General features: G+C 41.1%; 8 protein-coding genes. All 8 read right to left on the reverse strand.

The window, feature by feature from the left end:
* Nucleotides 1-7 precede the first annotated feature (7 nt).
* Nucleotides 8-754, reverse strand: coding sequence for a hypothetical protein (locus ESA94_RS16920; RefSeq protein ID WP_129132125.1), 747 nt, complete (start codon nucleotides 752-754; stop codon nucleotides 8-10).
* A 76-nt stretch (nucleotides 755-830) separates the two neighbouring features.
* A complete protein-coding gene (locus ESA94_RS16925; RefSeq protein WP_129132126.1) occupies nucleotides 831-1,583 on the reverse strand; it encodes a CHAP domain-containing protein in 753 nt (250 codons plus the stop codon).
* A gap of 15 nt (nucleotides 1,584-1,598) precedes the next feature.
* Nucleotides 1,599-3,047 (reverse strand): contractile injection system tape measure protein, encoded by a 1,449-nt coding sequence (locus ESA94_RS16930; protein WP_129132127.1) that lies wholly within the window; start codon nucleotides 3,045-3,047, stop codon nucleotides 1,599-1,601.
* A gap of 4 nt (nucleotides 3,048-3,051) precedes the next feature.
* Nucleotides 3,052-7,485, reverse strand: a complete 4,434-nt coding sequence (locus ESA94_RS16935; RefSeq protein ID WP_164972777.1) for a PKD domain-containing protein — start codon at nucleotides 7,483-7,485, stop codon at nucleotides 3,052-3,054.
* 36 nt (nucleotides 7,486-7,521) lie between these two features.
* Nucleotides 7,522-10,557 carry a hypothetical protein gene (locus tag ESA94_RS16940; protein ID WP_129132129.1) on the reverse strand — a complete coding sequence of 1,012 codons (3,036 nt, stop codon included), beginning with the start codon at nucleotides 10,555-10,557 and terminating at the stop codon, nucleotides 7,522-7,524.
* A gap of 24 nt (nucleotides 10,558-10,581) precedes the next feature.
* Nucleotides 10,582-14,409 carry a baseplate J/gp47 family protein gene (locus ESA94_RS16945; RefSeq protein WP_129132130.1) on the reverse strand — a complete coding sequence of 1,276 codons (3,828 nt, stop codon included), beginning with the start codon at nucleotides 14,407-14,409 and terminating at the stop codon, nucleotides 10,582-10,584.
* A 2-nt stretch (nucleotides 14,410-14,411) separates the two neighbouring features.
* Nucleotides 14,412-14,861, reverse strand: coding sequence for a GPW/gp25 family protein (locus ESA94_RS16950; RefSeq protein ID WP_129132131.1), 450 nt, complete (start codon nucleotides 14,859-14,861; stop codon nucleotides 14,412-14,414).
* A gap of 6 nt (nucleotides 14,862-14,867) precedes the next feature.
* Complete coding sequence (locus ESA94_RS16955; protein WP_129132132.1) at nucleotides 14,868-15,155, reverse strand: PAAR domain-containing protein; 288 nt, start codon at nucleotides 15,153-15,155, stop codon at nucleotides 14,868-14,870.
* Nucleotides 15,156-15,351 lie beyond the last annotated feature (196 nt).

Consider the following 15,351-nt stretch of genomic DNA (forward strand, 5'->3'; position numbering starts at 1 on the left):
GAACTTATTACCCGGTAATTGGTTTTACGATTGACCCTTTTACCATCCATGAAATTCCGAAACTCCATACAGCCAACGCTTCCATCCAGTAAGTAATTTTTGCATTGAAATACCACTCAGTATTCGTTTTCTTTGTTAGAAAACAAAAAAGCAACACCGCTAAAAACAACAACATCAACACACCACAAATGCGGTAAATCGTATTGCGTAGTTTTTTCTTTTGCATTTTCGTTACATCTTTTGGATGAGGAAATAGAAAAAGCGACATAACTGCAAGGCTGGTTAAAAAAATTGCTGCCGCAACAAGGTGCAGGGTTTCTCTTGCTTCCGGTGCTTTTAATCCATTTACAATAAACTTATGTCCCTGTGTACATTCAGCTGCACGAATATCGCCGGTAGGAAAAAGCAGAACAACCAATGCACTGATGCCTGCAATTGTAGATACCCAAAAATCAATTTCCCTGTTGCCTTTGTAAATGATCAAAAAGAATGCAAGCAGGCTTACAACAATAATAAACACGCTTCCTACCCTGGTAAAATAATAATGACTGATCGACTCAAGTGGTTTACTATGTCCGCAGTCGATCATTAGACCAAAGTAAATAAGCACAGGTAAAAGCAAACCCAAGATGCCTACTGTATTACGCAGTACATCCTGGTTTTTCCCAAGCCATATCTCATCGTTGTTGGGTTTATAATCCAGGTTCAATGTTTCAGCAACTTTGGTTTGCTGTATCGGGCTTTGCTGTTTCATACATTGTGGGTTTTAAATTATTATTTCTCCGCCCAACGAAGGCGTAAGCCGGAGGATACTCATCACTAATCATGCATCATTTGTATTCAATAAACCCTCTGTTGATTTTTGCAATTTTACGTTGCAAACGAAACACGCCAATACCGTTCCTGCTGCCACTGTTATTACTGTTGCCTTCAATGGTATGAATAATACCGCCTTCCACTTTTTCTACAATACCTGTATGACCTGCACTGCCACCTGTGTTTAAAATAAAAATATGACCGGGCTTTATGAGCGATGGTTTATCTACAGCTTCTGCAGTTGTAATTTTCTTTCCTGCAGTTTTATTCCAATGTGTCATTACATGACCTGTTTTCACCAATGGATTGTTCTTACCAACATTTGCCGCTGCTTTATCGAAGCACCAGTAAACAAATGCGGCACACCAAAACAAACCCGGCGGCAAACCAACACTTGCCAGATAAGCATTCACTTCAGGACCTTTGTTACTGCCGGGCGGGTTTTCCATAATGCCTAATTGCGTAATGGCTACTTTCAATGTTTCTGTAAGCAGCACATTGGGTGCAGCATCGGTTACAACAATATTTTCTATGCCAAACAAAGCAGCCCATGTTAACGAACCTATTTTGCCATCGATCTCCAATGCATTCCCGTTCTGATCCATATGTGTTGCCTGGAACAGTTTAACAGCATTTACTGTTTTTTTACCATACACTCCCGTGCCCTGCAGATCGCCGATGTGCAGTTCCATTAATTTTTTCTGAATAGCTTTTACAATTCTGGCATCCTGTTCGCCTTCTTCAATTAAACGGTTTGGGTATTTCATATGCTTATTTTTAAGTTAATAAAACCATTCTGTTTTCAGCATCTGTTTCATCCACGGCAGCTGTATCATTGACATATTCCACGGCAAATGCTGCAATAACATATCATAGGGTTGCTGTTCCACCTGCAAAATCCACTCACCATTACGTAACAACAATTTTCCGTTTCGCTGTAAAAACGATTCCTGTAAACCTGCAACAGATGTATCGCCCAATACATTCCAATACTCAATTACAGAAGCAAGCATGTTGTTTATTTCTTCTTTCATTATATCGCTTACTGTAAACGCACTTACTTCAAGTGCCTGCGAGGGATGCAGTCCGCACAAAATCTTTGGCAGCACCAACCCTGTTTCGTCTTTTGGTACAGCACCTGTTGCAATTACATGCAGCAGACAAACAGCATCTCTTACATGCAACAGTTCGTTCTCTGCTGTAATATTCACTTTTGCAAACAGGACAGGAAGAAAAGCAGCTACCAATACAAGACCGGCATTGGAAATAAAAATGCCCTCTTCTGCAATGCTTGTTTGCTCATGCTGCTGTTCTTCCTGCAACAATTTGTTTAAAGCAGCCTCATCTGTTAATTGTTTACGGGTAAATGAAGACTGCTTTTGTTCATCAATCTGCTGTACATTTTTTTCTGCTCTTGCTATTTGCGATTGCGCTTTTTTAAACAGTTTTGATTGAAAAGAAATTATCTGCAAACTTTTGGGCTGTATTGCTGCTGTTTGCTGCAATTGTTGAAACAAAGTAACCGCTGCATATTCTATAAAAGTTTCATCCTTCCAATTACCGGCAATTTGCAAAGCTGTTTTCAGCAACAGTTCTTTTATTTGTGCGCTGCTGCTGAGGTTTTCAACGAGCAGCTGCAAATCATTTGTATACTGTTGATAGTGCTCATCTGTTTTAAACAATGGTTGAAACAAATTCAATTGAACAGCAGCCGGCAACGCTTCTTTTAAACGAACGATTCCATTATCATTTTGTTTCAGTAGTTGAAGCAGCTGCTGTAAAAACTGAATATCCGGTTGTATGAACAATTGCTCAACTTTTTCAAACCAATTCGCTTTTTGCTCAACACTTGTTTTCCAGGAAGTAAAGCCGTGCTTTAAGTAAAATAAAAATTCTTCTTCAAAATGTTGTACAACTTTTACTTCTTTATAACCAGCCTTAGCAACAGAGCCCGAACGGTATAACTGTAACTTGTCTCTCAGCTGAAAAAGCAATTGTTTCGTTGCTTCTTCTTTCCACTGTTTGTTCCGAAGATTTACATTCAGCTGCAGTTTATCCAGTGTAATTACAGCATCGGCATTGCAATAACTTTCCAGTTCTGTATTGAGTTGATCCATGAACTGCTGCAGCCAATCTTTTACTTCTTTTTGCAAAGCAAAGCCATCCTCCTTTCCATGATACATGAAATCGAGGCTGGCTTTTTTGATGATATGTGTTTGTTGCTCCTGCATTTGATTATACCGATTTGATCATATCAATGATTGTCTTTAACAATTTCAGATATTTTGGTTTTGTTGCTGCTTCACCGTTTTGTGTTGTGCGGTTAAATTCATTCTCCATGTCGTTACCCATTTCTTTTACCATTGCCACATCTTTCGCAGAAAAACTTCCGGCAGCAATCAGGGCTGTCCATTCTTTTACATGTGCCCTTATTGCCGTAAATGTTCTGGCCATCGGCACTTTTGCTACATCAAAATCTTCTTTCTGTATACAAACAATGTACATGGCCACTCTGGTTAATACACGATAAAGGAACAGGGCCTGTATGCGTAACACTGCACGATCCGGATTAGTGATGATCCCATGCAGTTCTGCTAACCATCTTGCAATGATTGCTTCGCTTTGCTCTGCAGCAAACAACGCAAGCTGATCGTCGGTTGGTTTATTTACAACAGTGGTTAACAGCTTAAAGAACGATTCAACTGAGGAATATGATTGAAAGACTTCTCTGAACTGACTGAAACGATTCGTATCAACGTTTGGCAATGCACGGAACTGTCCGATTATATCCACAAGCGAATCGCATACTTTTTGTTGTGGGATATCCTGCATTTCAACTTTCAACACAACTGTATCTGTTGCAGAAGCACCTTTATTATCTGTAACTGTTAATCCAAATTCATACGCACCTGGAGCAATACCTTTAACGGTTGGTTTTTCCAGTTTTGCATCGTTGAACACAGGAGCTGTTGTTCCTGCAGGAAAACTGATTGCCTTCCATTCAAACTGTAATGCTCCACCTTCAGGATCGCTCGACGCACTTCCATCTAATGTTGTTGAACGGTTTGTTGCTGTAATGATCACAGCCCTGTCTGCACCTGCATTAGCAACCGGCGGTTTATTTTCCGGAGGCACTACTTCAACTATTACATTGTCGATGGCACTATCGCCATCGTTGTCTGTAACCTTTAACTGAAACTCGTACTTACCAACCTGGAATACTTTTACAACAGTTTGTACAAGCGATGCTGTTTCAATAATTGCATTTGGTCCGCTAACCGGCGACCAGTTGAATGCAACGATACTACCATCTTCATCTTTTGAATTACTTCCATCGAGAATAAAACTTGTAGCTGTTGCAAATGATAATACAACAGATTGATCAGCCCCTGCATCAGCAACCGGAGGTTTATTCGGTTCCGGTGGTGCCGGTAACACAATTACCAATGCAGAGTCCCGTGCAATGGATCCTTTATCGTCCGTAACACTTAATTCAAATTCGTAGGTTCCTTCCTGCAGATCGATCACATCGGTTCTTGAACTTGTTGCAGTAGTAAACGATGGACTTCCCGGTCCTGAAAGTTTAGTCCACTGATAGAAAGTGATTACACCATCCGGATCGGTTGATGCTGTGCCGTCTAATGAAATTTTATTTAACGGCGCTACAATTGTTTGATCGGGGCCTGCATTGGCAACCGGTCCTTTATTTGGTGTTTCAGGTGGCGTTGCTGGTTCGTTTACGATGTATTGTATCGGCGGGCAATCGGAACAACAGCGATAAGGCAAATAAAAATCGGCAATCACCATTCCTTGTCCTATTTCGCCAAAGCCATCTGCAGTTGCTGCTGTAAGTACAATACGCATGTTCGTTGCATCATCGTTCATTTCTTCTTCATAAACATCATAACCATGTTCTTCCACCACAATTGTATACGGCACCACACTACTGGTAAACTTAAACGCACCATTCATACTTGTAACAGTTGCCTCACCGGTTTCTGCAATGCTTACTACTGCACCGGGTATGGGTGTATTACTTTCATCAACTACAACACCTGCAACAGCTGTTGTTCTTTCTTTTACTTCGCTTGTTTTATTAAACAATCTGTCGCCCGACTCTGTTTTCATAAAACTTTCTCTTCTCCTGTCTGCTAATGAATCGCTGACAATAATCCTTCCTCTTCGTTTTGCATGATACACAATAACAAAAGTTCCTCCCATCGGCACGCCTGCTTTGTGTTGCAAGCCGGGATGCATTTTGCTGAAGTAACCAAACTGACGCAATCTTGAAACAAGCTGATACCTGCGCAGGTAATCTTTCTTTAACGAACTTAATGCACTGCATTTGCAGTTGTAGATCAATACATCCAGGTGATCCATTAAATCTTCAATCATAAAAATGAGCAGGAAGATGATGGCTAACCCGTTGTTATTTGCTGCTAACACAGTAAACATGTTACGGTTTGCAAGCTTACCGGTATCGTTTGTTGCTGTGCCGGTATCGTTTGTAATATTACCTGCAAGTGAAGTTTTTTCTGTTTCGGCAATAGTTGTTGCACTGCCAAGTGTAGAACGTTGTGCGTTGGTAAAAATATCAAACATGGCTTTTAAAGCTTTTGCGTACTCGGCAAGTTTGTTACTTGCATCGCAATAGGCTTTTACATCAAACTCTGCCAGGTCTTCTGTTAACAATGTTGATAAACGGATAATACCCAAAGGCACTTTAAAAAAGTTGAGTACCGTTAACAGGATATTGCCTTGCGAAATATTCATTCCATCAGGTATATCATCATTGTTTACATCGGGCAGATCGGCTCCAAACAATACTTCCAAAAATGATTCGAGTGTAAGCGTTTCGTCGGTTAATCCATTGCGATGTAACAGTTCAATCATCAAACCCAACGACTTTTCACGAAGCTTATAACCTTTACTGCATACATCAAATAATTCTACCTGTGATACTTCTCCCGCAAGTTTATAACGGTCGAGCATCTTACCCATGAAGTTGATGGAGAAATCATAATAATACTTCAGCTCTTTACACAAGGAGCAAAGTATTTCCCTGCGCATACTGTCGTACATCGATTCAAGATCCTGGAAATGACAAAGCATTTCAAGCGAACCTGTACGGCTTATTTTATCGCCACGCATTTGCAGGCTTGTACTGAATTTCGAACCCGTTTCTGTAGTGAGTGCAATAATATCAACCGGCAGCCTGTTTTTCTGTATCTGTTGTTTTACCTGCTTCAACACATGCGTGTAAGGTTTGCCAACGATACCTTCGATGCGTAAAAAATTGTAAGGCTCCAGATCGTAGTTCAATGGCTCCCGCACAAAATCGTTACTGCTGTTATATTGCTTTGCATGATAAGAAAGGCTTCTTGTTGCATCATTCAACAAACTGCGACGGTAACTCCAGTTTAGATACAAAGGCGCAGGACCACTGTTTACAACATAGTAATAAGGAATTGCTTTTTGCGAAAGCGGAACATCCCACAACATACTTGGTGTAATGCGGAGGTATTCATCTTCTTTGCTGTTTACTCCTGTTACCGGCGGGAGGAAAAACTGTTCGGTCAGCAGCACCAGGCGTTTGAACAACAGTTTTAATTCGGCCAGCATATTTTTTTGATCGAATAGCGGCGAATAAATAAAATAATGCCTGTATGGTAACAATCCACTTGTAACAGATGGTATTGCTTCGCCTAATAATACATGACGGGGAAATAAACTGCTGTCGGGACAACAGGTGCTCAATACATGCGTACCTGCTTTTCTAAACTCATCGTAAGCAAGCAACAGATCGCTGAACAGATCATAATGATATTGCAGATGGATGAGTTGATTTTGATTGATGCTGCCATTATACAGGTAACTGAATTTTGCTGACAGACCTGCAAACGGATTGGATGCATACCCTTGTGCAACCAACGAACCAAACATGGTATAAACAGAACTGAGTGTTGCTTCTGTTTGATCGATAAAATTTTTACTGAGCAGATCGAAGTACGCTTTAAAAATATCATCTGTTCCTACCGGTGAAGTATTGGGTACATCCCAACGCTTCATCCGTATTTCGGGCAAGGCAGTAAATGTGTTTACGCCAAAACTTACTGCTGTTGTGCCCATCAGCAATGCAGCATCGGCAATATCAACAGCCATTGGCAAAAACGAAACTTCAATATTGATCCCTTTATCATCACAGGAGTTTGGATCGCAGTTCTTGTTTTCCATTTCCTTCAGCTCTACAAACAACATGATCACTTTGCCTTTCAAAAAACCGGCATCAATCGTTTGCAAATCGGGATCAACAGCAGCTTTCTTCAGCTCCCATATATCCATGGCAACTTTACTGCCGTTTATTGTTTTGTAAAACTTATCGTAGATCTGTGGCGTATCAACTTTGTACTTTTTGTATTGTGTGTAGCTGTTTGTTGGAACAGTAATTAAATAACCTTCGGAGGTTACAGCACAACCCTTGGTAATGGTAACAGACGATTGCGCAGCGTTTACCTGTACCTGTAAACCGCAAACTATACCAATACCAATGAGGTTTGTACGGGTGATCCTGTTCTGTTCATCAAGATATCCAAACAGATCATTCAGGTCTTCAGATGTGAGTAACTGATCAGCAACGAACTTCGGAAATTCAACTTGCACCGGAAGCATATGGTTAAAATTTATGTTCCGCATACTGCGGAATGATTAAATAATGGTATTGTCTAAAAACACCCTGTTACTATCGTCGCCATCCACGCAATCGTGTAATCTTGCTTCAGGGTAAACATTTTTCAATTGTTCAAATACAGCCAACAGCGCTGTTAATTTGTTGTGTAACTGTACAGCATCGGGTTCGGGTTTTGCCAATTCAGCAAGCCATGCACAATAAACAGTTTCAAATTTTTCGAGTTGTTCATTGCTAACCCAGCAAATTTTTACTGCAAGATGTGCGGGTACTTCCATGCGAATGGTTTGCTCTGCAAAACGTCTGAATTCGATACCGCTGTTGGCAATACCTGTTTCGCCACTCAGTACAACTGTTAAACGGAACGAATAAGGATCATCTTCGCCACAGGCTTCGCAGTTATCGGGAATGCAAATGCTCAACAATGGATCGCCTGCCGGAAATTTTGCCGAAGGAACATTGCGGGGCCGCAACAACAAATGTTCTACAACAAAAACTTTATCGGCAAGCAGCAACTGTTTACCAAATGCAAGCAGCTCTTTCACGACTACTTCTGCATCGGCTTTTTTACTAAAGACCTGTTTGCGTGTTGCAATAATTTCGCCTGTTGGGTCGGTAAGGTTAATGACCCATTTATTTACTTTCTTTATTTGCCAGCGTGTTTCATCGGCGATATACTTCTTAACTTCTGCTATTTCTGCAAACGCTTTTGCTTCGGCAACAGCAAGATCTTCGTCGAAGTATTTTGTACTGCTGCTTAATTGTATTTTTCCATCAGCATCACGCAAGCGCCAGCGACGTTCGTACAATACTGCATCCGTATCACTTTCTTCATACAATTCAAACTGATTGCCAAAGGCATCTAACCCAAGTAAGCGCTGAATGCGCACCTGCAGTCCACTTACATTTTCTGCATTGCAAACATGTGCCGGATCTTTATAGTTAAATGCTTTGCCACGATTGGCACTCATAAACGGAAATGCCTTTAAAAAGCCGATCTTATCTTTTATCAATTTATCATCGGCAATGGCTTTGCTGCTGCTGTAGGTATACAGCATTAATGCATACTCATTGAAATTTTCGGCAAACCTTGCAAGCAAATGATTGAGGAAACGGTTGCGCCGGTCGAAAAATTCTTCCTGTGTTTCTGCAAGTGTTTGCAGTTTACTATCGGTTAATCCATTGTAAAGATCAGCTTCCACAGTGTTTATATCGGCCGATGTAAGCACACGTGTAAAATAAGTTGCTGTAACAGACGGATCAATTGCAAACAACTCCTGTACATTTTTTAATTGCTCCAGGTAATTCACCAATAGCTGTTCATAAAACAACAGGTAGGCTTTTAGTTGTTTTGCCTGTGCTTTTCGCTCTGCAGTAGCTGTTTTCGGTAAACCATCGTAACCTGCACCATAAGTTAACGGCAGTGAATATTGCAAGGGCTGATAATCGCCCAACGCATAAAACGTTCCTGTTGGTACAGGCAAGTCGTTTTCAATAATGGAATATTTTGGTTGCGCATGTTCGCCCTTGATCACTTGCAATGTATCGCTCAGCTCCAGCTTATCGGGTAAAAACGGAAGACCATTTTTGAACACAAGAATTTTCGATGCTTCAAGATATAAGCGTGGCTGATGATTGTAACTTACTTCCATCACCCATTCCGCATTCGTAATTAAATTTCCTTCTGCATCAAATTTGGTGAGTACAAAATTCTTAATACTCTTCACGCCTTCAATATCCATCAGCAGATTGATGATATCGGATGTATAAATAAATTGTTTGAGGTTGGTTGAGGCAAGCTGATCGTTATTGATAAAGCCGTTGTTGAGTTTGGGGCCATCGAAAATTTCATCTACGGGCACACCTGCATCCATCAGTTCTTTTAACGAATAGAATTTTATATCCGGACTGAAATACTGATCGATCCTGTAATACGCTTCTGCCAATACAGCTTCAATATCAACAGCAGGATCAACTTCCATATCAGCACAAATACCAAAATCTTCCACAGCTATTGCGTTGATGCTGCAATAATCCTCACTAAGATTCCGATGCGCATGTAACGACTGTTCTGTTTCCTGCATCACCGCTTCTGCTTTATGAATCAATGCCAGGTATTTTGCAAACAAACCGGAAGTAGAACTGTCTGTGATGGATTGTTTGATGGCATCAAGTTTGATTTGCTTGCGATCACTGTCGCTGCGGAACCAGATCGTTGTAGGCACATCGGCAAACGTAATAGTAAGTGTAGCAGCCTGAGTTTTATCTGGCTTATAAGTAACATCTACCGTTGTGTAAACAGGTCTGCGCAAAACACTCGCCATCTGATCGGCCGGGATATCGGTGTTATCATTTTTATTACCCGAAATAAACTGAACTGTTACTGCGTCTATTTCACTGTTAGGGTTCAACAGATCTTTGTATAAGGTTTTGTTTGCATCGATCAACTGCCATGCAGGTAAACGCATTTCGATCATTGCTGTTGAAATGCCATCGGCCACAGCAAAACTGAAATTGTATTTAACTTTTCCGCTGTTGAGATCGCCGGCTGTATCATCGGTTTCAAATTCAACCAGTACATCATAAAATCCTTTGATGATGATGGGATGTTCGGTTGGTTGATACTGTAAAGAACTGGTGCTGCATTTGGCATAAATAAGCAAATCGTTGCAGGCACACTCTTTACACTTCAGCCAGGCATTTTTAATACCGTTGATATCGATAAGCAGTTTGCGATAGTCGGCATTGGTCCAGGGATTAACAGTAAGAATTTCTCTTGCAGTATAAAAGCCCTGGCGCAATGGATTTTGTTTGGGAAACTTCTCTTCCGGTTCGGCCAACAGATCTTTCATATCAAGATTGGTACGATAACCAAGATCTGTAACGGCATAACTCAACAACTCAAGTATTGTAATACCGGGATCGTGAATATTATAATCCGTCCAGATACTGCTACTCAGTTGCTCGATGTATTCAATCCCTTTCTTACGCAGCAATTCGTAATTACTGCTATCGGCCAGCGCAGGATTTTTTTGTATGGAGATGCTTTGTTGCATGCTGTTCTTCTTTTTCAGTTGCGGTTAGCTTTGATTGTTCAACGCTTCGATGTATGCACATTCTGCCGGTTCGGTAATAGAGCTTACGGGTATTTCTTCTATTACATGTTTTGAAGCGGCAACAGACACAAGAATACTTTTACCTGTTGATGCAATAATTTCATCGTTATCTGCTTTTACCAATACATTGTTTGCATCGTAATGCGCCATTTCAACATCGGTTATAAAATCTACATAAGGCCGCTCTTCAATAAAATTGATGAGTACTGACTTATATACTTTACCGCCAAAATCCAACTCGCCTGCACCATAAGCCCAGGGCGATAAAAACGAAGTGATCTCTTCCCGTAGTTTGTTGGAATAAATCGTAAAGTCGTCGTAACCTTTTGCCAGCCGCAGTTTGAATTTGAGTTGCACTTCTTCAAAATCAGGATTTACTACATGCAGTTGCACATGACAGGAAATGCGTTTGCGTAAGAACGCATCTATCTGCAGCAATACATCCTGGTTGGTATATGGCCGCAACGGATTAATATCATTGCGATGCTGTACATCAGGAATAGTAATGATAGTTACATGACCCGGTAACACTTCATTAAATTCTGCATCCACACTTTTGGTATGGTTTAAACATTTTACTTTATGAATCAACGGAAAGGCTTCAAGTATCAGATGTTCATAATCCCAGATAGTAATTGCTCTTGCCTTATGCCGAAGCCGTTCGCTTACACGTATATAAAAACTTTCGCTGCCTTCGAGTGCTCTTCCCCCAAAAGAAGAATAGGGCTGCGTAAGTTTTTTAACCGCAGCAACAGGCGTTTTTAATTTGCTGATGGTTGATGCCGCCAGTGCCGTATTGAGGAAATCATCAGCATTGTCTTTATCCCTGAACGTTACAACAGCGGCCTGTGCATCTACCGACAATAATTTACAAACTGCATCGCTTTTTTCTGCAACAGCTGCTTTGATCCATAAGTAATCTGCAGACATTAAGCTGTTAGCTGTTGTAGCATCGGCAGGAATAATAAAACTGATGATGCCACTTTGCAGCAATTGTAATGTTGCATCGCTTACCTGCTGTTTTGTAAATGCTTTCCATTGGTTATTACTCAGGTAACTCCAATGCAAATGTTCAACAGGTTTGGTAATTTTTGGATTGGCTGTGCCATCCATTACCTGGAACAATACATTTACCGATTGCTGTGCGCCTAATTTTTCAAACCCGATATAAAATTCGCCTTCATGCAAAACAGGTTTCGATGTTTCATCGGTATGGCGAAACTGCGGTAACAGGTAATGAAATAACTGTTTGCTTTGAACGTTGTGCTGCTCTGCATCGCCAAAAGGATACAGGTGAAAGAAGCTGATTTGCTTAGCTGAATAATCTGTTTCGTTGCTGCTGTTTAAATCAACCACATCGCTGTATGCAGCATAGCTGATGTGCATGGATTGAATGATGGGCGTATAAGGTTCAACAGGGGCATTGCCAGATGCTGTTCCATTTGCTTTTGCAATTAAATAGTCGGCCATTGAAACAATGAACTGTTTATGACCAAACCCTGCATTCAATGTAAAGCGCATAAAGCCCTGTACTGAATCGGCAGCATAATTTGTATAAGCTGTTGCATAATCACTCACTGCTTCCTGCGGTATCTGTATGGCAGAAGAAAAGATCTGCACATCGGAAGCATTGCCATTGAACAGATCAACAGCTGATTCTTTTTTTATCCATTCGCCGCTTTGCAATAAACTAAACCGTGTACTGGGATAATCTTCGTCGGAAGTCCAGCCTGCATCAAAATCAATATCTCCCGCAAGGAAACCCGAAATACCACCCCATTCGATATTGAGTTTAACGCTTGCATTTTTCTTGGTAAATAATTCTTTGTTACCGATCACCAATGTGGCATCGGTTCGTGGTTGTGCACCAAAAGGCATAAATGGTTTCGATGCATCAACAGGACCTGCATCGGTACTTATGAGTAACTGTTTTAACCCTTTCTGGTTAAATGCAGAGGTGCCCATGCCTACTTCCACTGCTATCTCCACTTTGTTTATCTCCACATCACGCAGAGCAGTGTATTGGTAAGCGCTTGCTTCATCGTTTACCAATACAATTTTTAATACAGGCAGTTGAACATTTAATGTACCGCCGTGCAGTGCTGCATTGTAATTACTTATTGGCGGTTCCGATCCATTCAACGTAAACGAAATTTCTGTACAGGCCTTTGTACCGTTCTCCATTTTATTTGCTGCAGCAACAGTAATAACTGATGCAACTTTATACCAGCCTTTTTCTGTTGTAAGCAAACAGGAATATTGCTTGCCCGTTAAAGCATTGTTGTCACTTGTATCTAACCGCAACATGATCTTGCGTTCGCCTTCCTGCAAATAGAGATAATGACTGGCAACAGCAAAACCAATTTCTGCCAAAGGCATCTGGACATCGGTTACTTTACCTTCTACATACAAACGATTTGCAATTGGATGCCATTCTTTATTGGTTGATGTAAGTTCTGCTCCGTTTCCATCTGCAGAATTAATAACCGGTGCAGCAAACAAACGTCCACTGTTTGTAACAGTTACCGCAGGATTACTTTCACTCGCATGATCATCTTCTGCCTTACCAAGATAAACCGAACGAAGCGATACAACTTTTGCTTTGTTGAATGTCTCCTCGTCATCAAGTGCATATAACACTTCTTTCCCTTCACTATCCTTTCCTGCTTTGAACAAGGTATCGTTTGCAAGTATAAATTCATCAACAGGTTTGGCCAACTCTGCAATTACATGCGCACTGTTGGGCAATGCAGCTTTTGGTTTTAACTGCAGAATTTCTTTATAGTACAGATCAAGATGTCGCCATGTAATGGTATTAAGATCGTTTTGTGCAAAACGGAACAAACGCAGAAAGGCAAGGAACAAAGCATAATGCGGCGCATGTGTATTTCTGTTCTCGAGGCTCAGCAATAATTCCTTCTCACTATCCTTTACCAGCTTGCTGTATTGCATAAGGTATTGATCGAATACCGAACTGAACAGATTGTGATTAGCTGCATGATTCATTTTCATGTACTGCCGCCATTGCGCCTGTGTATAATCGGTTGTGGCAATGTAAAGATTGTCGAAATAAAGATCGAGTGCTGCATTACCAAAAATGGTTGCATCGGCAGTTATGGAAGCATAATAAGCAGCCCATGTTGTAAACGGAGCTGCAGGTGCTTTTGGCTGCATCCACCACAACTCACTCAGGCCATTACCATCGGTAATTAATTTTACATCTTTTACATTCTTTCCCATTACCTGCCAATTGCTGAGGTTACCTGCTAAAAGGTAACCTGCTGCATCGGCAGCTTTGTAATAACGCAGTAAACGTTGCAGTGCCGGTGCAAGCAGGTTACGTATGTTGTTTTCAATGGATGATTTTAGTGCAACATCATCGGGTAACTGCCGGTAATAAATATCCAATGCTTCACTAAAACTTACAATTGCACAAAACAATTCGTTGAGTTTGCGTTCCGCTTTTGGTAACAGTTCTGCATGATCATCATCTTTCAAAAAATCGAAACGATCTTTGATGCTTCTTCTGTATGCATCTGTATCCTGTAAAGCAATGGTGCCAAGCACAGCCGATACATCGCTGCTGAAGAAAGGCGTCCAGTCGCCTTCTACAGTATCGCTCAATCCATAATATTGCAGGTATTGTGCAAACTCTTTTGCAAATACAATCCAGGCAGCAAAACTGTTTTCATCCACGTTTACATAACCATTGGTCATGCCGGGAAGCAAACGATCGGCTCTTGAAATACCGTTCCGTTGCAGAGGATTTTTTTGGTCTTTGCAGCCGCTCATAATTAATTACCCAACGGATGATTACTGGTTAATAAATCAAGTTCAGTTCCTTCTTTACGGTAGAAGGGGAATACGAAATTGTAACGGGAGTTGGTAGAGGGAATAATGTATTCGATCTCCACCAGTATTTCACCTTCCAGTTCGTTTTGTGTATTCAGTTCAATCTTTGTTGCCTTAATGCGTGGTTCAAAAAACAGGATGGCCGTTTGAATACGATCGATGATGATTGTTTTTGTTCCTGTGTCGAGCGATTCAAATAAAAGATCATTCATATCGCAGCCATAACGTGGTTGCATAATGCGTTCGCCCAAACTTGTAGTAAGCAAAACCTGTAAACTCTTTTCAATGTCTTCCACTTTCTCGGTCATCTGCACTTCTTTCGATTGCAGATTAAACGTTGGTGGAAAGCTCCAGCCTCTGCCTAAAAAATTATCCTGTTGTTGAAAAGCCATAATGGTTTAATTAATATTTACAGTTGGACATCCGGCGACTATCACCCCGCCATGTGCAGTACTGTCGCCCATACGTGCTGCAGGTTTACCGCCAATCATTACTGTTGATGATCCCATCAAAATAGAATCCGGCGGACCTGTACAAGTACACATATCGCCTACTGTTGCTGCAGGCATACCGCCGATCATTACTGTTGGTGCGCCGGGCGGAAGTATTGGACCACCAACATGTGGCACCGTTCCGTTAACCATCGGACAAACATGCATATCGTTTACTCTTGCTGCTAATGGCATGGTTTGTATTTGTGTTGTTAGCTTTTGTACTACTATATTTCAATTGTTGCGTCGCACGCTTGTACGTTTTATTCAATCCTGAGCGAAGTCGAAGGACTATTCATCCTGATTGAAACTGAAGAACCCACCCCTTTCAATCGTTCTGCATGTTTAATTTCTGCTACCCCTCCACGGAGCGGATGAACATGCTCATCAC

The organism is Lacibacter luteus (assembly GCF_004118265.1).
Classification (GTDB): domain Bacteria; phylum Bacteroidota; class Bacteroidia; order Chitinophagales; family Chitinophagaceae; genus Lacibacter; species Lacibacter luteus.

Bases quoted from the DNA above. Each gene is read 5' to 3' on its own strand.
- ESA94_RS16930 (WP_129132127.1), bottom strand. From the start codon at position 3,047: ATGCAGGAGCAACAAACACATATCATCAAAAAAGCCAGCCTCGATTTC.
- ESA94_RS16950 (WP_129132131.1), bottom strand. From the start codon at position 14,861: ATGGCTTTTCAACAACAGGATAATTTTTTAGGCAGAGGCTGGAGCTTT.
- ESA94_RS16935 (WP_164972777.1), bottom strand. From the start codon at position 7,485: ATGCTTCCGGTGCAAGTTGAATTTCCGAAGTTCGTTGCTGATCAGTTA.
- ESA94_RS16955 (WP_129132132.1), bottom strand. From the start codon at position 15,155: ATGCCATTAGCAGCAAGAGTAAACGATATGCATGTTTGTCCGATGGTT.
- ESA94_RS16925 (WP_129132126.1), bottom strand. From the start codon at position 1,583: ATGAAATACCCAAACCGTTTAATTGAAGAAGGCGAACAGGATGCCAGA.
- ESA94_RS16945 (WP_129132130.1), bottom strand. From the start codon at position 14,409: ATGAGCGGCTGCAAAGACCAAAAAAATCCTCTGCAACGGAACGGTATT.
- ESA94_RS16920 (WP_129132125.1), bottom strand. From the start codon at position 754: ATGAAACAGCAAAGCCCGATACAGCAAACCAAAGTTGCTGAAACATTG.
- ESA94_RS16940 (WP_129132129.1), bottom strand. From the start codon at position 10,557: ATGCAACAAAGCATCTCCATACAAAAAAATCCTGCGCTGGCCGATAGC.